At 63.3% G+C, this 20424-nt stretch carries 20 protein-coding genes; 11 read left to right on the top strand and 9 right to left on the bottom strand.

What is annotated here, in order from left to right:
• Positions 1-35 precede the first annotated feature (35 nt).
• The 3 genes from AC6JBC_RS02280 (at position 36) to AC6JBC_RS02290 (ending at position 3283) form a co-directional block, all read left to right on the top strand.
• Positions 36-2096 (top strand): S9 family peptidase, encoded by a 2061-nt coding sequence (locus AC6JBC_RS02280; RefSeq protein ID WP_498025184.1) that lies wholly within the window; start codon positions 36-38, stop codon positions 2094-2096.
• An 81-nt stretch (positions 2097-2177) separates the two neighbouring features.
• On the top strand, positions 2178-2576 hold the full coding sequence (locus tag AC6JBC_RS02285; protein WP_498025186.1) for an acyl-CoA thioesterase: 399 nt from the start codon (positions 2178-2180) through the stop codon (positions 2574-2576).
• 89 nt (positions 2577-2665) lie between these two features.
• Positions 2666-3283 (top strand): hypothetical protein, encoded by a 618-nt coding sequence (locus AC6JBC_RS02290; protein WP_498025187.1) that lies wholly within the window; start codon positions 2666-2668, stop codon positions 3281-3283.
• 52 nt (positions 3284-3335) lie between these two features.
• On the opposite strand, the gene AC6JBC_RS02295 is transcribed toward AC6JBC_RS02290, so the two are convergent.
• From AC6JBC_RS02295 to AC6JBC_RS02320, 6 genes are all read right to left on the bottom strand, one after another.
• Positions 3336-3620: a hypothetical protein gene (locus AC6JBC_RS02295; protein WP_498025189.1), complete on the bottom strand. Its 285-nt coding sequence runs from the start codon at positions 3618-3620 to the stop codon at positions 3336-3338.
• 2 nt (positions 3621-3622) lie between these two features.
• Positions 3623-5482 (bottom strand): ABCB family ABC transporter ATP-binding protein/permease, encoded by a 1860-nt coding sequence (locus tag AC6JBC_RS02300; RefSeq protein WP_498025191.1) that lies wholly within the window; start codon positions 5480-5482, stop codon positions 3623-3625.
• A 177-nt stretch (positions 5483-5659) separates the two neighbouring features.
• Positions 5660-6499, bottom strand: a complete 840-nt coding sequence (gene dapD / locus AC6JBC_RS02305; RefSeq protein ID WP_498025192.1) for a 2,3,4,5-tetrahydropyridine-2,6-dicarboxylate N-succinyltransferase — start codon at positions 6497-6499, stop codon at positions 5660-5662.
• Entirely contained in the window at positions 6496-7167 is a 672-nt protein-coding gene (locus AC6JBC_RS02310; protein WP_498025193.1) for a pyrimidine 5'-nucleotidase, read from the bottom strand. Before AC6JBC_RS02310 ends, dapD begins: the two co-directional genes overlap by 4 nt.
• 233 nt (positions 7168-7400) lie before the next feature.
• Entirely contained in the window at positions 7401-8279 is an 879-nt protein-coding gene (locus tag AC6JBC_RS02315) for an LOG family protein (protein WP_498025194.1), read from the bottom strand.
• Between the two features lie 19 nt (positions 8280-8298).
• Complete coding sequence (locus AC6JBC_RS02320; protein WP_464787557.1) at positions 8299-8994, bottom strand: extensin family protein; 696 nt, start codon at positions 8992-8994, stop codon at positions 8299-8301.
• A 159-nt stretch (positions 8995-9153) separates the two neighbouring features.
• On the opposite strand from AC6JBC_RS02320, the gene AC6JBC_RS02325 reads away from it, so the two are divergent.
• The 7 genes from AC6JBC_RS02325 to AC6JBC_RS02355 all read left to right on the top strand — a co-directional run bounded on the left by AC6JBC_RS02325 (position 9154) and on the right by AC6JBC_RS02355 (position 15888).
• A complete protein-coding gene (locus tag AC6JBC_RS02325) occupies positions 9154-10314 on the top strand; it encodes a phosphoserine transaminase (protein ID WP_498025195.1) in 1161 nt (386 codons plus the stop codon).
• Positions 10315-10438: 124 nt separating this feature from the next.
• A complete protein-coding gene (gene serA, locus AC6JBC_RS02330) occupies positions 10439-12019 on the top strand; it encodes a phosphoglycerate dehydrogenase (RefSeq protein ID WP_498025196.1) in 1581 nt (526 codons plus the stop codon).
• A gap of 93 nt (positions 12020-12112) precedes the next feature.
• Complete coding sequence (locus AC6JBC_RS02335; RefSeq protein ID WP_498025197.1) at positions 12113-12457, top strand: endonuclease domain-containing protein; 345 nt, start codon at positions 12113-12115, stop codon at positions 12455-12457.
• 1 nt (position 12458) lies between these two features.
• Positions 12459-13586, top strand: a complete 1128-nt coding sequence (locus AC6JBC_RS02340) for an ATP phosphoribosyltransferase regulatory subunit (RefSeq protein WP_498025198.1) — start codon at positions 12459-12461, stop codon at positions 13584-13586.
• Positions 13587-13717: 131 nt separating this feature from the next.
• Positions 13718-15007: an adenylosuccinate synthase gene (locus AC6JBC_RS02345; protein WP_498025199.1), complete on the top strand. Its 1290-nt coding sequence runs from the start codon at positions 13718-13720 to the stop codon at positions 15005-15007.
• 3 nt (positions 15008-15010) lie between these two features.
• Positions 15011-15193: a hypothetical protein gene (locus AC6JBC_RS02350; protein ID WP_062113188.1), complete on the top strand. Its 183-nt coding sequence runs from the start codon at positions 15011-15013 to the stop codon at positions 15191-15193.
• A gap of 125 nt (positions 15194-15318) precedes the next feature.
• Positions 15319-15888: an NADPH-dependent FMN reductase gene (locus AC6JBC_RS02355; protein WP_498025200.1), complete on the top strand. Its 570-nt coding sequence runs from the start codon at positions 15319-15321 to the stop codon at positions 15886-15888.
• Here the strand turns inward: AC6JBC_RS02355 and AC6JBC_RS02360 are convergent.
• The 3 genes from AC6JBC_RS02360 to pdxH all read right to left on the bottom strand — a co-directional run bounded on the left by AC6JBC_RS02360 (position 15851) and on the right by pdxH (position 19363).
• Entirely contained in the window at positions 15851-17167 is a 1317-nt protein-coding gene (locus tag AC6JBC_RS02360) for a dicarboxylate/amino acid:cation symporter (protein WP_498025202.1), read from the bottom strand. The genes AC6JBC_RS02355 and AC6JBC_RS02360 overlap by 38 nt on opposite strands.
• A gap of 80 nt (positions 17168-17247) precedes the next feature.
• The gene (locus tag AC6JBC_RS02365) at positions 17248-18579 is read right to left on the bottom strand and encodes a dicarboxylate/amino acid:cation symporter (RefSeq protein ID WP_498025203.1); all 1332 of its coding nucleotides are present in this window, start codon (positions 18577-18579) and stop codon (positions 17248-17250) included.
• 208 nt (positions 18580-18787) lie between these two features.
• A complete protein-coding gene (pdxH, locus tag AC6JBC_RS02370) occupies positions 18788-19363 on the bottom strand; it encodes a pyridoxamine 5'-phosphate oxidase (RefSeq protein ID WP_498025204.1) in 576 nt (191 codons plus the stop codon).
• A 118-nt stretch (positions 19364-19481) separates the two neighbouring features.
• On the opposite strand from pdxH, the gene AC6JBC_RS02375 reads away from it, so the two are divergent.
• Positions 19482-20411: a DnaJ C-terminal domain-containing protein gene (locus AC6JBC_RS02375; RefSeq protein WP_498025206.1), complete on the top strand. Its 930-nt coding sequence runs from the start codon at positions 19482-19484 to the stop codon at positions 20409-20411.
• Positions 20412-20424: the final 13 nt, after the last annotated feature.

The following is a 20424-nucleotide window of genomic DNA, read 5'->3' on the forward strand; positions in this document are numbered from 1 at the left end:
CCAGCGCGCCTCCTATACGAGAATCAGGATACTGAATGACCGCCGACACCACGCCTCCTTCCGCCGCCCGCCGCCCCCACAGCTTCGCCCACCACGGCATCACGGTGGAAGATCCCTGGGCATGGCTGCGCGATCCGGGTTATCCGGACGTGAAGGACAAGGATGTCCTGTCCTATCTTGAGGCGGAAAACGCCTTTTTCGAAAGCGCCATGCAGCCGCACAAGCGGCTGACCGACGCGCTCTTTGCGGAGATGAAGGGCCGCATCAAGGAAGATGACAGCTCCGTTCCGCAAAAAGACGGCGATTATGTCTATTGGCGAGCGTTCGAAACCGGCGCGCAATATCGCAAATGGTATCGCCGCCCGGCGGCTGGCGGCGAGGACCAACTGATCCTGGATGAGCCTGCACTGGCGGAGGGTCATGAATATTTCCGCCTCGGCGCGCTGTCCGTCAGTCCGGACGGCCGTTACCTCGCCTACGCTATCGACAATAACGGTTCGGAACGGTTCGAGGCGCGGATCAAGGACCTGTTAACCGGAGAAATCCTGCCCGAAGTCATCCCCGACACGCTTTCCTCACTCGTCTGGACCAGCAACAGCAAGGGCCTCCTCTACGGCATCGCCAACGATCAGTGGCGCACCGACAATACGCGCCTCCATTGGCTGGGCCAGCCGGTGGAAAGCGATGTTGAACTTTTCCATGAGGATGATGAGGGCTTTCGCGTCTCGGTTGGCCTCACCTCCTCGGAAAAATGGATCGTCATTGCCACAGGCGACCATGTTACCACCGAAAGTTGGCTGCTCCCCGCCGACAATCCCTTGGCTCAGCCGATGCTGGTGTCCGCGCGCAAGCCGGGGCGCGAATATGATGTCGATGAGCATGAAGACACGCTCTACATCCGCACCAACGACACCCATCCCAATTTCCGGCTGGTAAAAGCGTCGCTGGATGCTCCGGACAACTGGTCGGAAGTGATCGCCGCCGATCCGCACTTCTACCTGACCGATTTCACCCTGTTCAAAAACTTCTATGTCACGGAAGGGCGGCAGGACGGGCTCGACCAGATCGAACTGCGCGATTACGCGACCCATTCGGCCAAGCGTCTGCCCTTCCCGGAGGCGAGCTATTCCGCCTCGCTCGACGACAATCCCGAATATGACGTGACGAAGCTGCGCATCGGCTATGAATCCATGGTCACGCCGGACACCATCTATGACTATCACCTCGCCACTGGCGAGCTGGAAGTCCTGAAGGTCCAGGAAATCCCGTCGGGCTATGACGCGACCCGCTACGCAACCGAGCGGCTGACCATCCCCGCGCGTGACGGCACGCCGATCCCGGTGTCGATCGTCTATCCCAAGGACCTGCCCCGCGACGGCAGCGCGCCGCTCCACCTCTATGGCTATGGCGCCTATGGCATCGCGATGGAACCGGGTTTTTCGACCAGTCGGCTGTCACTGCTGGACCGGGGCTTTGCGTTCGCGCTTGCCCATATCCGGGGCGGTGATGACCTCGGCCAGCAATGGTATCTGGACGGCAAGCTCGACAAGCGCACCAACACCTTCAACGACTTTGTCGATGTGGCGAAGGGCCTCATAGAGCGTGGCTATACATCAAAGGGCCGAATCAGCATCTCCGGCGGCTCTGCGGGCGGAGAGTTGATGGGGGCGGTCATCAATTCCGATCCCGACCTCTGGGGCGCCGTCGTCGCGCACGTCCCATTCGTCGATGTCCTCAACACCATGCTAGATGAAAGCCTGCCCCTGACGCCCGGCGAATGGCCTGAATGGGGCAATCCGATCGAGGATAAGGCTGCGTTTGAGACGATCCTGTCCTACGATCCCTACAATAATGTCAGGGCGCAATCCTACCCGCCGCTCCTCGTCACCGCTGGCCTCAACGACCCGCGCGTCACCTATTGGGAACCCGCAAAGTGGGTGGCAAAGCTCCGCGCGACCAAAACGGACCAGAATGTCCTGCTGCTCAAAACCAACATGGGCGCCGGCCATGGCGGTAAATCGGGCCGCTTCGAAAGCTTGCAGGAAACGGCCGAGGAATTTGCCTTCATCCTCTGGCAGTTAGGCGTATCTCAATAGCCGATATCTCTCCCCTCCCTTTTAAGGGAGGGGTCGGGGGAGGGTGCGAGCGCAGCGAGCCAGCGACGGAGCATCAATATAATGTCCTCCAACTACACGACCCGGATCACCGCAGGTCCCGAGCATATCGACATGCTCGGCCATGTGAACAACGCCGTCTGGGTGCAGTGGATGGAGCAGGTCGCGACCGAACATTGGACCCGAGATGCCGCGCCGGAACATCTGGACACCTATCTCTGGGTCGTGACGCGGCACGAGATCGACTATCGCGGCAATGTGCGGGAGGGCGAGATGGTCACCGCGCGCACCTGGATAGCGGAAGCGCCGCGTGGTGCGCGGTTCGACCGGCACATGGAATTCATCGGCCCTGATGGAAAGGTGAAGGTTGCCGCCAAATCCACCTGGGCAATCATCGACAAGGGAAGCGGCCGCATCCTGCGCGTGCCAGCCGATGTTGCCGCCCCTTTTCTGCCAGACTGACGACAGCCCGTCTCTCTCCAGCAACCGCGCATCCGGAACCCGGTTCATTCCGGCACGTTACCCGGCTCTCAACAGTCACAGGAGAGAATATGCGTAAATCCGGCTATTCCCTACGCGCTCTTGCCGCCGCTTCGGCGCTTTTCCTCGCGAGCGGTCCCGCGCTCGCAGGCGATGAAGAACAGGCGCTCAAGGCCATCGCGCAGGCGCAGGGCAAGATCGACGCCGCCGCCAAGCTGCAAGCGGGCCAGTTCGACCCGGCCGTTCTCGCCAAAGCTCAGACTTCGCTCCGCCTCGCTCAGGAACGGCTGAAGAGCGGCAAGGAACAGGACGCCATCAAGGCCGCCGTCGAGGCGCAGGGCTTTGCCGACACCGCAATCGGCCAGAGCCAGGTGAGCGTCAAGACCGATGCAGAGGTTCAGGCATCCACCGCCGCCGCCGCGCAGCAGGACGCCGCCGCCGCCAATGCGCGCGCTGACGCCGCCGAACGGGCGGCTGCTTCCGCTGCTGCCGACGCACGGGCCGCACGGGCCGCCGCTGCGACCGTCCCGGCCGCCACCACCGTCACTACCGAAACCGTGAAAAGCGCGCCTGTGGCGACCGTTCGCAAGGCCGCGCCGGTCAAGCGCAAGGTCGTCCGCAAGACGACGTCCGCGCCCGCGCGTGCCACGGTTGTCGAAAAGACGACAACGACCGTCACCAACCGCTGATAGCTGAAAGGCAAGCGGCCTCGCGTCCTGAACCGGGGCCGCTTGCCTAACCTTAGGAAAGGATGCCCACGGCACCTTCCGCCCATAGCAACATGGCCAGGATCAAGATGGCACCGGCCCACAGCAACCGCCGCCCGCGCCCGGTAATTAGCCGCGCACCGACCTGATAGGTCAGCACAGCGCCGGTGAGTAGCACGCCCGCCGCAAGGAAATCATGGCCGGTCCAGCGCACCTCATCGGTGAACCGCATTGCGACCAGCGGCACCATCAAGATGATCGCGATCGCCGCCCATGGTGCCAGTCGCCAGCCGCGACCGGCGTCCGTCATCTGCCGCATTCTCACCCCATCCTCATTGATGCTTCCCTGACAGCGATCCCGTCATCGATCACCGGATTTGAGGGCATCTCCTCTCGCTCTGTCGCCTGGCGCGTCCACATCGCGGCATAGAGGCCATCGGCCCGCACCAGATCAGCATGGCGTCCGCGTTCCACGATCCGTCCCTGATCCAGCACGATGATCTCATCCGCGTCCACCACCGTCGACAGGCGATGCGCCACTACCAGTGTCGTGCGCTTGCGGGAAATATTGCGCAACACATCCTGAATTTCCGTTTCCGTGCGGCTGTCGAGCGCGCTTGTCGCCTCATCCAGCACCAGCACGGGCGGGTCCTTCAGCAGCGTTCGGGCAATCGCCACGCGCTGCTTCTCGCCGCCGGACAGCTTCAGCCCGCGCTCGCCCACGCGCGTGTCATAGCCCTGCGGCAGCCGCATGATGAAGTCGTGGATGGAGGCAGCCTTGGCCGCCGTCTCGATTTCCGCCTGCGTCGCGCCTGCCCGGCCATAGCCGATATTATAGCCGACCGTGTCGTTGAACAGCACCATGTCCTGCGGCACGATGCCGATCGCCGCGCGCAGGGATGCCTGCGTAACCTGCGCAATGTCCTGCCCATCAATCAGGATGCGGCCACCCTGAATGTCGTAGAAACGGAACAGCGTGCGCGCGATGGTGGACTTGCCCGCACCCGAAGGTCCGACGATCGCCAATGTCCGTCCGGCTGGTACGGCGAAGCTCACATCATGCAATATCTCGCGATCGGGATCATAGCCGAAGCGTACATGATCGAAGCGTACTTCGCCCGCGCGGACGTTCAGCGCCGGGGCGTCCGGCGCATCGGCAATCTCCGCCTCCGTATCGATCAGCTTGTACATCGCCTCCATGTCGATCACGCCCTGCCGGATCGTCCGGTAAACCATGCCCAGCAGATCGAGCGGCCTGAATAGTTGGCTAAGTAACGTGTTAACCAGCACTACGTCGCCGGTGGTGAAGCTGCCCTTGCTCCATCCCCACACGGTATAGCCCATCGCCCCCGCCATCATCAGGTTGGTGATCAGCGATTGGCCGATATTCAGCCATGCAAGGCTGTTTTCCGATTTGACGGCGGCATCGGCGTAACGCCGCATCGCCGTGGAATAGCGCGCCGCCTCGCGACTTTCCGCGCCGAAATATTTCACCGTTTCGAAATTCAGCAGGCTGTCCACCGCATGCGCGACCGCGTTGGTATCCATGTCCACCATGTCGCGGCGCAGCTGATTGCGCCATTCGGTGATGGTGCGGGTAAACCAGATGTAGAGGCCGACCATCGCCAATGTCGCGACGACGAGGCCCGGCCCGAACTTGACGAAAAAGATGACGCACACCGCCGCCAGTTCCAGCACCGTCGGCGCAATGTTGAACAGCAGGAAATACAGCATCGTGTCGATGCTCTTGGTCCCGCGCTCCACGATCTTGGTGACCGCGCCCGTGCGTCGATCGAGGTGAAAGCGCAGCGACAGGCGGTGCAGATGCTTGAAGACATCATCGGACAGCCGCCGCCCGGCCTCCTGCCCAACCCGCTCGAACACCGCATTGCGCAGATTGTCGAACAGCACGCTCCCAAACCGCGCGCCCGCATAGGCGACGACCAGGGCTACGGCGAGCGCCACGCCGGGTTCCAGACCCGGCGCCATGCGGTCGATCGCGGCCTTGTAGGCGAAGGGCATCGCCAGGCTGATGACCTTGGCGAATACCACCAGCAGCATGGCAATGGACACGCGCCGCCGCAGCGCCGGGGCGTCCGATGGCCAGAGATATGGAAGAAACCGCCGCAGCGTTGCCCAGACAGGCGGAAGGGGGGTGTTGTCAGGTGTGGATGGCGGCATCGGGCGAATGTAGGCGACCGGCGCTCATCTTATAAGCCCCTCCCGCAAGCGGGAGGGGGAAGGGGTGGGTGCGAGCGCAGCGAGCTTGCACCCCATCCCAGAGGGCGGCACGATTGCTGGCGCTATCGCGGCCCACCCCCGACCCCTCCCGCCTGCGGGAGGGGAGCAGGTAGCAGATCAATCCCGCAACAACTCGTTGATCCCGGTCTTCGACCGCGTCTGCGCATCCACGCGCTTCACGATCACCGCGCAATACAGGCTCGGCCCCGGCGTGCCATCGGGCAGCGGCTTGCCGGGAAGCGATCCCGGCACGACCACCGAATAAGGCGGCACTTCGCCCATAAAGACTTCGCCCGTCGTGCGATCCACGATCTTCGTCGACTGACCAATGAACACGCCCATCGATAGCACCGAACCTTTGCCGATGCGCACGCCTTCCACGACTTCCGACCGCGCGCCGATGAAGCAGTCATCCTCGATGATCACCGGATCGGCCTGCAACGGCTCCAGCACGCCGCCAATGCCGACGCCGCCCGACAGATGGACATTCTTGCCGATCTGCGCGCAGCTGCCCACCGTCACCCAGGCATCGACCATCGTGCCTTCATCGACGAATGCGCCGATGTTGACGAAGCTCGGCATCAGGATGACATTCTTGGCGATGTGCGATCCGGCGCGAGCGAAGCTGCCCGGCACCGCGCGGAGGCCGGCGGCGCGAAACGCCCCTTCGTCCCAGCCTGCGAACTTGCTGGGCACCTTGTCCCACCAATGGCCAGCGCCCGGACCATTGTCGATCATGACATTGTCGTTGAGGCGGAAGGAAAGAAGAACCGCCTTCTTCGCCCACTGATTGACCTGCCAGCCCTCCGCCGTGGGTTCAGCAACGCGCAGCTCACCCTTGTCCAGCAGCGCCAGCGCCTTGTCCACCGCCTGACGGACTTCGCCCTGCGTGGTCAGGCTGACATTGGCCCGGTTTTCCCAGGCAGCGTCGATGGTGGCGATCAGGTCTTGGCTCATGGTCTTTCCCCAATGATGTCGGCCAAAAATGGCGTCAGATGGTCGGTTTCGAAATCGATAAAGTCCGGATGATGCTCATGATTGCCCGCTTCGGAGCCATTATTCACCCAGATGGTGGACATGCCGATCGCCTTGGCGGGCCGCAGGTTGCGCGCCATATCCTCGAAGAAAGCGGCGCGGGTCGGATCGACGCCATGGACACGGCATAGCTCGGCATAACCTGACGGATCGGGCTTGGGCACATATTGGCAGGCATGAATGTCGTGGATCAGTTCGAAAGCCTGGCCAAGGCCCAGCTTGTCCAGCACGCGCTCCGCATAATCCGCATCGCCATTGGTGAAGATCAGGCGGCGGCCGGGCAGGGCGGCGATATGGGCGTTCAGCGCCGCGTCCACCTCCAGCCGATCCATCGAAATATCATGCACATAGTCCAGGAAGGCACGCGGCTCGATGCCATGATGGTGCATCAGCCCCGATAGCGTCGTGCCATGTTCCATGAAGTAGCGCTTCTGCGTAGCCTTCGCGACATCCGGGTCGCAGCCCAGCAGCCCTTGAATGAACTCGCCCATTTTGACGTCGATCAGCGCGAACAGGTCCGCCTTCGCCGGGTACAGCGTATTGTCCAGATCGAAGATCCAGCAATCGACATGGTCAAGCTCGGCACGCATGGCCGCGCCCTAGTCTTCACAACCCCAAGAGGCAACATCTAACCCTTCTCCCCCACGGGGAGAAGGATATGAAGCCTTGGCCCGAAAGGGCTTAGGCGAAGTTGGATGGGGGGGGAAGGGGAGCGAAGTAATATATTCCCTACTCACCAGCTAGGAGGCCGTGCTCCTGCGAAGGCAGGAGCCCAGTTTTGTCCTCTCGGCTAGGCTCCTGCCTTCGCAGGAGCACGTTGCACTTACCCGCACCCCGGCCCTTCACTATCCTGATAAAAAGCCTGCACAGCCTTCCACGCATCCTCGGCCGTCTCGACCCAGGTCAACAAATTCAGGTCCGAAGGCGAAATCACCCCCTCATCCGCCAGTGCTTCGAAATCCACGACCCGTGTCCAGAACTCCCGCCCGAACAGCAATATCGGAATGGGCTTCATCTTCCCCGTCTGTATCAGCGTCAGCAGCTCGAACATCTCGTCAAACGTGCCGAACCCGCCCGGAAACACAGCCAAAGCCCGCGCCCGCAAAAGGAAATGCATCTTCCTGAGCGCAAAATAATGGAACTGGAAACTCAATTCCGGCGTCACGAATCGATTGGGCGCCTGCTCATGCGGCAGCACGATGTTCATGCCGATCGTCTGCGCGCCCACATCCGCCGCGCCGCGATTGGCCGCCTCCATGATGGAAGGCCCGCCGCCCGAACACACCACGAAGTGGCGGCATCCCGCCTCATTCACCGGATATTGCGCCGCCATCCGCGCCAGCTTGCGCGCTTCTTCATAATAGCGCGCCTTCTTCCCCAGATTCTCTGCGATTCGCCGCTGGTCCGGCGTCGTGGCGGCGTCGATCCTTGCCTGCACCTGTTCCGGCTCCGGGATGCGGGCCGATCCATAAAAGACGAAAGTGGACTCGATCTTCGCTTCGTCCATCAGCAGTTGCGGCTTCAACAGTTCCAGCTGAAACCGCACGGGCCGCAAATCCTCGCGCAGCAGGAACTCGGTATCCTGAAAAGCCAGGCGGTAGGCGGCGCTGGTGGTTTGCGGGGTGCCGACGGTCTTTTTGGCGTCTGCGGCTTCCTGCCGGGCAGGACGGAATTTGCGTTCTTCGATTTCTTTTCTTGTCATTCAACCCAACTTAGGAAGCTCAGCGGCAAAAGCCACCTCTTCCGCCCATATCGAAATGAAAATGATCATGATGCGCGACATTATAGTCGGGGCTCAACACCGTGCGGAACCGCTTGCAGGCGCTCGCCCGCACTACCTCCAGAAACTGCCGCGTCTGCCGGTCGCCATTCCATCCCTGCTCGATGGTGATCCGCCGCCCGTCTGACAGGACAAAGGCCGACACATCCACCGCATTGCTGTGCGCATGTTCGGACAGCCTGCCGCTGCCAGCGATCGGGCGGCAATTATAGGTGCCGAATGTCTCGATCCGCTCGATCTCCGCGCCCAGGATCAGTCGCGCGGCAGGCTGGACGCCATAGCGCGCCCACGCTGCGAAATTGGCCGCCAGCCCGCATGTCATCGCGCCCAGATTGGTGGCAGGCACGCCGATGTCGAGCAACTTGACGCTACCCATCGCGGAACAGCCGCCGCCGAAATTCTGATCAGGCAGGGGGGTGAAAAGCACCGATTGCGATTGCAGCTTCACCAGACATTGCCGCAATTCCATCGGCGGCGGCGCTGACGGACGCGCGCTCTTGACCGGCTTCGATGGACGCTCGACCCGGCCCCGTGGCACCAGATCGCCGCCGCATGACGCCAGTGTCAGGCACAGCGCCAGCAAGGCCGCCTGACCCACGCCGCGCATTGCCGCTTTCCCCCATGCCCGCTCTTTCATGCTCAATCATTTACCACGCGCCGCGAAGCTGTGGGTTAACAACGGCAACGGTTCGTCGCATCCAGATATTCGGCTTGACTCTTAGCGCCCGGTCTTTAGGGCGGCGAGCGGGCCACGCGGTCCCAACGCCGCGCGAGCTCTCTGCAAGGAGAAGCGTACATGACTGATGTGACTGCCGCAGACGCCACTATTGCGCCTGCCGCCAAGCCCGCTACGAAGCCGGCACGCCCCTATTTCTCTTCCGGTCCCTGCGCCAAGCCTCCGGGCTGGAGCGCCGACAAGCTGAGCGCTGAATCCCTCGGCCGCTCGCACCGCGCCAAGATCGGCAAGACCCGCCTCGCTTATTGCATCGATCTGATGCGCGAGCTTCTGAACCTGCCTGACACCCATCGCATCGGCATCGTCCCCGGTTCCGACACCGGCGCCTTCGAAATGGCGATGTGGACCATGCTGGGTGCCCGCCCCGTCACGACGCTCGCTTGGGAGAGCTTCGGTGAAGGCTGGGTGACGGACGCTGCCAAGCAGCTGAAGCTCGATCCCACGATCATCCGCGCCGACTATGGTCAGCTACCCGACCTGAACAGTGTGAACTTCGCCCACGACGTGCTCTTCACTTGGAACGGCACCACCTCGGGCGTGCGCGTGCCGAACGCCGACTGGATCCCGGCCGACCGCGAAGGCCTGACCTTCGCCGACGCCACCAGCGCGGTCTTCGCTTATGAGATCGACTGGACCAAGATCGACGTCGCCACCTTCTCCTGGCAGAAGGTGCTGGGCGGCGAGGGCGGCCATGGCGTGCTGATCCTCGGCCCCCGCGCCGTCGAGCGCCTTGAAACCCACACCCCCGCCTGGCCGCTGCCCAAGGTCTTCCGCCTGATGGCGAAGGGCAAGCTGGCCGAAGGCATTTTCAAGGGTGAGACGATCAACACCCCCTCCATGCTGGCGGTGGAAGACGCGATCTTCGCGCTCGAATGGGGCAAGTCGCTCGGCGGCCTTAATGGCCTGATCGCGCGCAGCAACGCCAATGCGGCCGCGCTCGATAAGCTGGTGCAGGAACGCGACTGGCTTGGCCACCTCGCTGCTGACGCTGCCACCCGCTCCACCACCAGCGTCTGCCTGACGGTCGAGGGTGCGGACGAAGCATTCATCAAGAGCATGGCTGGCCTGCTCGAAAAGGAAGGCGCCGCCTATGACGTCGCGGGTTACCGCGACGCCCCGGCTGGCCTGCGCATCTGGTGCGGCGCGACGGTGGAGACCGCCGACATCGAAGCGCTGGGTCCGTGGCTCGACTGGGCCTACGCAACGGCCAAGGCTGCTTAATTTTCGAACCCACCCCATATTCCCCGTCATCCTGACGAAAGTCAGGATCTCGGGCGGCTAGGCAGACCCTAGAGGCCCGAGATCCCAGCCTTCGCTGGGATGACGAATTGAAAGGCAATTCGTCATGCCCAAGGTACTTATTTCCGACAAGATGGACCCCCGCGCCGCCGCGATCTTCCGTGAACGTGGCCTGGAGGTCGACGTCATCACCGGCAAAACCCCGGAAGAGTTGAAGGCGATCATCGGCCAATATGACGGCCTCGCCATCCGCAGCTCGACCAAGGTCACCAAGGAAATCCTCGACGCCGCGCCCAACCTGAAGGTCATCGGCCGCGCGGGCATCGGTGTCGACAATGTCGATATCCCGGCTGCGTCCGCCAAGGGCGTGATCGTCATGAACACTCCGTTCGGCAACTCCATCACCACCGCCGAACATGCCATTGCCCTCATGTTCGCGCTCGCCCGCCAGCTGCCGGAAGCCAACGCCCAGACCCAGCAGGGCCTGTGGCCGAAGAACGGCTTCATGGGCGTGGAAGTCACCGGCAAGACGCTCGGCCTGATCGGTGCGGGCAATATCGGTTCGATCGTCGCCAGCCGCGCGCTCGGCCTCAAGATGAAGGTCGTCGCCTTCGATCCCTTCCTCACCCCGGAACGCGCCGTCGAAATGGGCGTGGAAAAGGCTGACCTCGACACGCTGCTGGCAAAGGCTGACTTCATCACGCTCCACACGCCGCTGACCGACCAGACCCGCAACATCCTGAGCAAGGAAAATCTCGCCAAGACCAAGAAGGGCGTGCGCATCATCAACTGCGCGCGTGGTGGTCTGGTCGACGAAGCCGCGCTTAAGGAAGCGATGGATTCGGGCCATGTCGCTGGCGCCGCGCTCGACGTGTTCGTGCAGGAACCGGCCAAGGAATCGCCGCTGTTCGGGACGCCCAACTTCATCTGCACCCCGCATCTGGGCGCATCGACCGACGAAGCGCAGGTCAATGTCGCGCTTCAGGTGGCTGAACAGCTCAGCGACTATCTGCTCGACGGCGGAATCACCAACGCGCTGAACGTGCCGAGCCTGTCCGCTGAAGAAGCGCCGAAGCTCAAGCCCTATATGGCGCTTGCCGAAGAACTGGGCAGCCTCGTCGGCCAGCTGGAAGGCGACCGCATCCAGGGCGTTTCGGTCGAGGTCGAAGGCCATGCCGCCGAACTCAACCAGAAGCCGATCACGGCGGCGGTGCTCGCTGGCCTGATGCGCGTCTATTCGGACACGGTGAATATGGTCAACGCGCCGTTTCTGGCAAAGGAACGCGGCCTCGACGTCCGGGAGGTCCGTCACGACCGCGAGGGCGACTACCAGACCCTCGTCCGCGTCACGGTAAAGACCGAAGCCGGCGACAAGTCGGTCGCTGGCACCCTGTTCGGCCACGGCAGCCCGCGCCTTGTCGAGCTGTTCGGCATCAAGGTCGAAGCCGACCTCGAAGGCCATATGCTCTACATCGTCAACCAGGATGCGCCCGGCTTCATCGGCCGTCTCGGCTCGACGCTCGGCGAAGCAGGCGTTAACATCGGCACCTTCCACCTTGGCCGCCGCAGCCAGGGCGGGGAAGCCGTGCTGCTGCTGTCGGTCGACGGCGCGGTCAATGACGATGTGCTGAAGGCTATCTGCAACCTCGCAGGCGTCAAGACGGTGAAGCTCCTCCGCTTCGCGTAACTCTGAAAAGCCCTCCCCCCTCGGGGGGGAGGGTTTGGGAGAGGGGGAGCAACGGTGCGTCTCGACCCAAAGCTCAAGGAACGCGCGAGACAAATGCGCGCCAACCCCACGCCCGCCGAACAAAAGCTATGGCTCGCACTTCGAGCCAACCGCTTCGAAGATCAGCAATTCACCCGCCAAACGATTATCGCGCCATATATCGCCGATTTTGCCTCCAAAGCGGCAAAGCTCATCATAGAAATCGATGGGGATACACATTCGGCCAAAGATCGCTATGACGCACGGCGAACAGAATTTCTGGAATCGCTAGGATATCGCGTGCTTCGTTTCGGCAACCCGGATGTGATTGGCAATATTGAAGGCGTGCTGGGTGTGATTGCACAAGCGTTGCGCGCAGTCCCCCTCTCCCAACCCTCCCCCCGAGGGGGGAGGGCTTAAGATGAGCATCCCCCCCGGCCTCCTGCCCGAAGGACTGTCCGACCGCCTGCCGCCGCAGGCCGAAGCCTCCGCGCGCCTCGCGCGCCGCGTGCTCGATACGGTCGCGTCGCACGGTTATGAGCGGGTCATGCCGCCGCTCGCCGAATTTGAAGAAACACTGGTCAGCCGCCTCAAATCCATGCGCGCGCAGGACCTCGTCCGCGCCGTCGATCCAGTATCGCAGCGCAGCCTCGCCCTTCGTCCCGACATGACCGCGCAGGTCGGCCGCATTGCCGCGACCCGCCTCGCCAGCGCGCCGCGCCCGCTACGCCTGTCCTATGGCGGCCCCGTGATCCGCCTGAAAGCCAACCAGCTCCGCCCCGAACGCGAACGGCTGCAAGTCGGCGCCGAACTCATCGGCAGCGACAGCGTTGCCGCAGCCGTCGAGATCGTGAATGTCGCAATCGAGGCGCTCCAGGCCGCCGGCGTCACCGGCATCACCATCGATTTCACGCTGCCCGACCTGATCGACAGCCTCGCCGCTGGACCGCTCCCGCTCGCTCCCGAAGACATCGAAGCCGTTCGCGCCGAACTCGACGCCAAGGATGCTGGCGCGCTCGCCGCGATCAGCCCGGCCGCCGCCGCCTATCTGCCCCTGATGGAGGCGACCGGCCCCTTCCATCCCGCGATGGAGAAGCTCGAAGCGCTAAATGCCCAGCTCGGCGGCGCAATCGACAGCCGAATCGCGGGCCTGCGCGCCGTCGCCAAGCCGATCGGCTGGGACATCACGCTGACCCTCGATCCCACCGAACGCCACGGCTTTGAATATCAGAACTGGTTCGGCTTCTCGATCTTCGCGGAAGGCTTCATCGGAGAGATTGGCCGGGGCGGCAGCTATGCCATCACTCGGGCAGACGGGTCGGAAGAACCGGCGATCGGCTTCTCGCTCTATCCCGATCCACTCATCGACGCGGGCTTCGGCGCGGAAATGCCTCAGCGGCTCTTCCTGCCCTTGCACCATGACGAAAGTCGCGCCGCGCAACTTCGGGGTGAGGGCTGGCAAACGGTCGCCGCTCTCACGGGTCAGGAAAATGGTGAAGCGTTGCGCTGCACCCATTGGCTGGATGGCGACGCGACACGAGCTTACTGACTTGACGCGTAGGGGGCCGCGCGGCTAACGCGCCTCCCGCAGGGCGTATGCGCCCAACTTGATCCCACCGGCATGCCGAGTCCCGTCGAAGGGCATGGCCGGTCACCGCGGCGGGCGGAAGGACTTTATCTGTGGCAAATGTGACCGTGATCGGCGCTCAGTGGGGCGACGAAGGCAAGGGCAAGATCGTCGACTGGCTGTCGGAGCGCGCCGACGTCGTCGCCCGCTTTCAGGGCGGCCACAATGCAGGCCACACGCTGGTCGTGGGCGAGAAGGTCTATAAGCTCTCGCTGCTCCCCTCGGGCATCGTGCGCGGCACGCTGTCAGTCATCGGCAATGGCGTCGTCCTCGACCCCTGGCATTTCCGCGATGAAGTCGCCAAGCTGAAGGGGCAGGGCGTGGAGATCACGCCCGAAAACCTCCAGATCGCCGAAACCTGCCCGCTGATTCTGCCCTTCCACCGCGACCTCGATGGCCTGCGGGAAGACGCGTCGGGCGCAGGCAAGATCGGCACCACTCGCCGTGGCATTGGCCCCGCCTATGAAGACAAGGTCGGCCGCCGCGCCATCCGCGTCTGCGACCTTGCCCATCTCGACGATCTCGGCCCGCAGCTCGACCGCCTGACCGCCCATCACGACGCCCTGCGCGCAGGCTTCAACGAAGTGCCGATCGACCGCGAAGCCCTGATGGCGGAACTGCGCGACATCGCCAGCTTCATTCTGCCTTTCGTCAAGCCCGTCTGGCTGACGCTCAACAAGGCAAAAGCGGCGGGCCAGCGCATCCTGTTCGAAGGCGCGCAGGGCACCCTGCTCGACATCGACCACGGCACCTATCCCTTCGTCACCTCGTCCAACACGGTCGCGGGCACGGCGGCGAGCGGCACTGGCCTTGGCCCCAACGGCGCGGGCTTCGTGCTGGGCATTGTCAAGGCTTACACCACCCGCGTCGGCTCCGGCCCCTTCCCGACCGAACTGGAGGACGAAACCGGCCAGCGCCTCGGCGAACGCGGCCATGAATTCGGCACCGTCACCGGCCGCAAGCGCCGCTGTGGCTGGTTCGACGCCGTGTTGGTGCGTCAGTCGGTCGCAGTATCGGGCGTCACCGGCATCGCGCTGACCAAGCTCGACGTGCTGGACGGCTTCGATACGCTCAAGATCTGCGTCGGCTACAAGATCGGCGACCAGACCTACGACTATCTCCCCGCCCATGCGCAGGATCAGGCGAAGGCGGAGCCGATCTACGAGGATATCGAAGGCTGGCAGGACACCACGGCCGGCGCCCGCAGCTGGGCCGACCTCCCGGCGCAGGCGATCAAATATATCCGCCGGATCGAGGAACTGATCGGCTGCCCGGTCACGCTCGTCTCCACCAGCCCCGAGCGCGAGGACACCATCCTCGTGCGCGATCCCTTCGCGGACTAAGTAATGGCAGGCGATCGCTTCGAACGGCACAAGCAGCCATGGACGGCGGACGAGCTGCAAAAGCTTCATTCGCTGGCGAAGAAGGGCATGGCGCTCAAGGCGATCGCCAAGGCCCTGACCCGCAGCGAGGAATCAGTGAAAGCCCGCGCCAAGCAGGACGGGCTTTCGATAGCGAAGTTGCGGTAAAGCCTGATTCCTAACCCGTCATGCCAGCTTCCGCTGGCATGACGAATGAAGGGGTGAGCCGATATGCTGGACGCGCGCTCATGCCGATGCGACAAACCTCCCCTTAACAGCAAGGGAGCGCCGCGATGCCACTCAACCTCCTCATCCTCTACGGCTCCTACCGGCGTGGCCGCGTGGGCATCCGCCTCGCCGACTATCTCATCAACGGCTTCCAGCAACTCGGTCACAAACCCGAACTCATAGACGCGATGCAGGTCGGCCTTCCCATGCTCGACCAGCGCTACAGTGACTACCCGCCGGGCCAGGCCCCCGCAGCCATGGCCGCGCTGGCCGATCGCCTCACCGCTGCCGATGCCTTCGTCTTCGTGACCGGCGAATATAATCGGGGGGTTCAACCCGGCCTTAAGAATCTCGTCGACCATTATCTCAAGGAATTCGACCGCCGTCCTGCCGCGATCGCCAGCTATTCGGCGGGCCGCTATGCCGGGGTCAACAGCCACGCCGTCTGGACGGTGACGCTGTCCGCCATGGGCATGGCCGTCATCCCGGAACGTTTGAGCGTCGGTCAGATCGCCCAGACGCTTGATGAGCAAGGCCAGCCACAGGGGGACGGCGGCGCGGCGCTGGAACGCGGTTTTGCGAGTTTCGCGAGCAGCCTCATCTGGTGGGCGGGAGCGGCGAAGGGGGCGCGCTGACTTGCTCGGGAGGCTCGCTTGACGCGATAACCGTCGCCGCCACCAGATCGCCCGTGACGTTCAACGTCGTGCGGCACATGTCGAGGAAGCGATCGACGCCCAGCACCAGCCCGATCCCCTCGGGCGGTACGCCGACCATGCCCAGGATCAACGCGACCACCGGAAGCGAACCGGCCGGAACGCCCGCCGTCCCGACGCCACCAAGGATACACATCAGCATCACCATCAGTTGCTGCGTCCAATCCAGTTCGATGCCGAAAAACTGCGCCAGAAACAGCACAGTGATGCCTTCGAACATCGCGGTGCCGTTCTGGTTCGCGGTCGCCCCGATCGTCAGCACGAAACGGGCGATGCGTCCCGGCAGATGCAATCGTTCCTCCGCCACCCGAATGGCCGTGGGTAATGTCGCGTTGGACGATGCTGTTGCAAACGCCATCACCATCGCTTCCTGTGCGCCCGCGAAAAATGTGATCGGAGAACGCCGCGCGATGAACGCCAGCAGCAGCGAATAGACGACGACCATCTGCACCAACAGCGCCAGCACCACCACCGCCACATAGGCTGACAAGCGTTCCAGTAATTCCCATCCGAACTGCGCAGCCAGGTTGAACATGAAACAGGCGATGGCGATCGGCGCGAGCCGAATGACCAGCCCCATCAGCCGCATCGTGACCTGGAACAGCCCCTCCATCGCCGACAGCAGCAGCCGGGTCTGCTCCGTCTGCACCAGCATCAGGCCGATGCCTAAAAACAGGGCAAAGACCATGACGGCCAATATGTCGTTATTGGTCATCGCCTTGATGATGTTGTCCGGCACCATCGCGATCAGGGCGTCCATGCCCTGCGGCGCGTCACCGCCCCGCGCCAATATCGCCCGCGCTCCCGCTCCCGCTTGGTCCAGCATCGCCTGCGCCTGCGCCGGATCGACTCCGTCTCCGGGGCGCAGCAGGTTGACGGCGACCAAGCTGATCGCGACAGCGATGCTCGACACGAGCAGCGTATAGACAAGCGTCTTCAGCCCCACTCGCCGGAGCGCGCGCATCTCCCCAATTTCCGCGATGCCCACGATCAGCGCCGACACCAGCAGGGGAATCACCAGCATGAACAATAGTCGCAGGAAAACCTGCCCGATGGGGCCGGTGAGATAGGTCGTGACCTGATCGACCCAAGTTGCATCCCGGGCGCCCGCATGAACTATCAGGCCCAGGATCAAGCCAACGAGGAAGCCCGCCAGCATCTGCCATTGCAGCGACAAGGCCGTCTTGCCGAGCCGGGTCATGATGTGCTTGCTGGAGTGCGCATCTCCCTCAAACCGTTAAGCGTGCGTAATGTTGCAGCGCGAGCGGACTATGGCAGCGGTCAGCGTCCGCGATCCTCCTCCACCATGTCGGACGCCAGCTCCAGCCCCGCGCGGCCATGCGCGGGCGTATGGGCTGGCGCCTTGGGATGCGGCACATAATCGGGCTCCTCAACCTCAAGCATGCCTTCCCATTTCGTAATGACCGACGTGGCGATGGCGTTGCCCAGTACGTTGGTGGCGGTGCGGCCCATGTCCATGAAATGGTCTACGGCCAGGATGAAGGCGATGCCTTCCACAGGCAGGTCGAACTGTCCCAGCGTCGCCGCCACGACGACGAGCGAGGCGCGCGGGACGGCGGCGATGCCCTTGCTCGTCACCATCAGGACAAGCAGGATAGTGATCTGCGTCGCGATCGGCAGGTCTATGCCATAGGCCTGCGCGATGAAGATCGTCGCGAAGGTCGAATACATCATCGACCCGTCGAGGTTGAACGAATAGCCCAGCGGCAGCACGAAGCTGTAGATGCGCCGGGGCACGCCGAACCGGTCCAGCTGCTCCAGCATCTTGGGATAAGCCGCCTCTGATGATGCGGTGGAAAAGGCGATCAGCAACGGCTCGCGCACATATTTGATCAGCTTGACCATGCGCCGCCCCAGGAAGATCGCACCCGCACCACAGAGCAGCAGCCACAGCGCGAAGAGCGACAGATAGAATTCGCCGACCAACTCGCCAAAGGTCTTGAGCACGCCCAGCCCCTCGGTCGTGATCGCCGACGCCAGCGCCCCAAACACGGCAAGGGGGGCGACTCGCATCACATAGCCCGTCACTTGCAGCATCAATTCGACCATCGCCTCGATCACGATGACGATTGGCTTGCCCTTTTCGCCGATGGCGGTCAGCGCGACGCCTACGAACAGCGAAAAGACGACGATCTGGAGGATCGAATTTTCCGCCATCGCACCCACCATGGACGTGGGGAAGACATGCAGGACGAAATCCCTGAAATTGAGCGCTTCGGTGCTCACCCCGGATTGCGCGCCTGACCGGACGAGGTTCAATCCTTCACCCGGCGCAAAGAAATTGACGAAGAAGAGGCCAAGCGTCAGCGAAATCAGGCTGGCGATGATGAACCAGGCCAGCGCCCGCCCGCCGATCCGTCCCAACGCCGCGCTGTCCCCCATATGCGCGATCCCCGCGACCAGCGTCGAAAACACCAGCGGCGCGATGATCATCTTGATGAGGTGGAGGAAGATGTCGGCCAGCAGGTGGAAATATCCTGCCACATCCTTGGCAAGGGCCTTGTCGGCTCCAACCCACAAATTGGCCGCAAAGCCCGTGAGAACGCCCAGGATCATGCCAGCAAGGATGAAGGCCGTCAGTCGATTCCGCATGCAACCCCTCTTAGCCGTTCACCCGCACATCTAACAGGCGTCCGAGCGGCCGCCTATCCTCTTGAAAGAACAACTACAGGCTTTCCTCGCCCTGAAAAAACCTGCTCTATCCTCCGTTCGCCCTGAGCCTGTCGAAGGGCTTTTCTTCTCTTCAAGTGAAGGGCTTCGACAAGCTCAGCCCGAACGGGGAGTGGAGTTGAGTAGAGGCTCAAGGATAAAGCAGCCCCTCGCGCCACCCGTCACCCGCGCGCTCGAACAGCCGCCGTTCGTGCAGCCGATGCTCGCGGTCCTGCCAGAATTCGATCCGCTGCGGCACCACGCGAAATCCTGACCAGTGCGGCGGGCGGGGCACCGGCCCACCCTCGAACCGCGCGACTGCATCATCATAGCGGGCCATGAAAACATCCCGAGACGGCAGCGGCCGCGACTGGTCCGAAGCCCATGCGCCCAGCTGGCTGTCGCGGCTGCGCGTCGCGAAATAGGCGTCGGCGGTCGCCTCATCGACCGCCTCGACCGGCCCCTCGACGCGAATCTGGCGCCGCAGCGATTTCCAGTGAAACAACAGCGCCGCATGCGGATTGGCGAGCAAATCCTCGGCCTTGCGCCCTTCGAAGTTCGTATAGAAGACAAAGCCTTCCGGCCCATGCCCTTTCAGCAGCACCATCCGCACCGACGGCCGCCCGCGCGCATCGGCGGTTGCCAGCGCCATCGCGTTGCTGTCGTTGATTTCGGCCTCGCGTGCTTCGCCATACCATTGGTCGAACAGGGTGAAGGGATCGGTCATGCTGCTGATCTACGGCTGGTTTCCGTTCATGTCGATGGCCGCGCCGCTTGAACGATCGTGACTATTTCGCCACATAAGGTGCAAATCAGCTTTCACGAACAAGGATAGACACTCGGCAATGGCGGATCCCTACTCCACTCTGGGCGTCGCGCGCGGCGCGAGCGAGGCAGAGATCAAGTCGGCCTACCGCAAGCTCGCCAAGGAGCTTCACCCGGATCGGAACCAGGATAATCCCAAGGCGGCGGAGCGTTTCTCGGCGGTTTCCAGCGCCTATGAGATGCTGTCGGACAAGGACAAGCGCGCGCGTTTCGACCGGGGAGAGATTGACGGCGATGGTAATCCCACCGCTCCCTTCGGATTTGGCGGCGCTGGCGGCGGCGGTTTTCGTGGCCGTCCGGGTGGAGGCGGCGGCTTCGAGTTCAACGAGGGCGCGGACTTCGGCGATATCTTTGAAGGATTGTTCAGCGGCGGCGGCGCCCGGCGCGGTGGCGGCGGATTTGGCGGCTTCGGCCGCGGCGGCGCGCCGCAGAAGGGGGCCAATGTTACCTACCGCCTCGCCGTCGCCTTTGTCGATGCGGCCACGCTCGCGCCGCAGCGCATCACCTTGCAGGATGGCAAGACCATCGACCTCAAACTGCCTGCCGGGGTCGAAACCGGCACGCAGATGCGGCTGTCGGGCAAGGGGCAGGCGGGCCAGGCCGGGGCAGGCGATGCGATCGTCACGATCGAGGTAAAGCCGCACCCATTCTTCACCCGCGACGGCGATAATGTACTGCTCGACCTCCCCATCACCCTCGACGAAGCGGTGAAGGGTGGCAAGGTCAAGGTGCCCACCGTCGATGGTCCGGTGATGCTCGGAGTCCCTGCCGGGACCACATCGGGCAAGACGCTGCGCCTGCGTGGCAAGGGCTTTACGCACAAGGCGGGCGAGCGGGGCGATCAACTGGTCCGGCTGCTGATCGACATTCCCGGCGACGATCCGGCGATCAAATCGTTCGTCGAAGGCTGGCAGGATGGCCGCGCCGTTCGCGCCCATCTGGGCGTCTAGGACGTTAGGAGGG

Source organism: Sphingobium sp. RC1 (genome assembly GCF_059738765.1).

Coding starts and splice junctions, on each gene's coding strand:
- AC6JBC_RS02360 (WP_498025202.1), bottom strand. CDS start 17,167: ATGACCCGGCTCGGCAAGACGGCCTTGTCGCTGCAATGGCAGATGCTG.
- dapD (WP_498025192.1), bottom strand. CDS start 6,499: ATGAGCCAAGACCTGATCGCCACCATCGACGCTGCCTGGGAAAACCGG.
- AC6JBC_RS02310 (WP_498025193.1), bottom strand. CDS start 7,167: ATGCGTGCCGAGCTTGACCATGTCGATTGCTGGATCTTCGATCTGGAC.
- AC6JBC_RS02335 (WP_498025197.1), top strand. CDS start 12,113: ATGCGCGCCAACCCCACGCCCGCCGAACAAAAGCTATGGCTCGCACTT.
- AC6JBC_RS02375 (WP_498025206.1), top strand. CDS start 19,482: ATGGCGGATCCCTACTCCACTCTGGGCGTCGCGCGCGGCGCGAGCGAG.
- AC6JBC_RS02295 (WP_498025189.1), bottom strand. CDS start 3,620: ATGCGGCAGATGACGGACGCCGGTCGCGGCTGGCGACTGGCACCATGG.
- AC6JBC_RS02315 (WP_498025194.1), bottom strand. CDS start 8,279: ATGACAAGAAAAGAAATCGAAGAACGCAAATTCCGTCCTGCCCGGCAG.
- AC6JBC_RS02325 (WP_498025195.1), top strand. CDS start 9,154: ATGACTGATGTGACTGCCGCAGACGCCACTATTGCGCCTGCCGCCAAG.
- AC6JBC_RS02355 (WP_498025200.1), top strand. CDS start 15,319: ATGCCACTCAACCTCCTCATCCTCTACGGCTCCTACCGGCGTGGCCGC.
- AC6JBC_RS02340 (WP_498025198.1), top strand. CDS start 12,459: ATGAGCATCCCCCCCGGCCTCCTGCCCGAAGGACTGTCCGACCGCCTG.
- pdxH (WP_498025204.1), bottom strand. CDS start 19,363: ATGACCGATCCCTTCACCCTGTTCGACCAATGGTATGGCGAAGCACGC.
- AC6JBC_RS02320 (WP_464787557.1), bottom strand. CDS start 8,994: ATGAAAGAGCGGGCATGGGGGAAAGCGGCAATGCGCGGCGTGGGTCAG.
- serA (WP_498025196.1), top strand. CDS start 10,439: ATGCCCAAGGTACTTATTTCCGACAAGATGGACCCCCGCGCCGCCGCG.
- AC6JBC_RS02300 (WP_498025191.1), bottom strand. CDS start 5,482: ATGCCGCCATCCACACCTGACAACACCCCCCTTCCGCCTGTCTGGGCA.
- AC6JBC_RS02285 (WP_498025186.1), top strand. CDS start 2,178: ATGTCCTCCAACTACACGACCCGGATCACCGCAGGTCCCGAGCATATC.
- AC6JBC_RS02290 (WP_498025187.1), top strand. CDS start 2,666: ATGCGTAAATCCGGCTATTCCCTACGCGCTCTTGCCGCCGCTTCGGCG.
- AC6JBC_RS02280 (WP_498025184.1), top strand. CDS start 36: ATGACCGCCGACACCACGCCTCCTTCCGCCGCCCGCCGCCCCCACAGC.
- AC6JBC_RS02350 (WP_062113188.1), top strand. CDS start 15,011: ATGGCAGGCGATCGCTTCGAACGGCACAAGCAGCCATGGACGGCGGAC.
- AC6JBC_RS02365 (WP_498025203.1), bottom strand. CDS start 18,579: ATGCGGAATCGACTGACGGCCTTCATCCTTGCTGGCATGATCCTGGGC.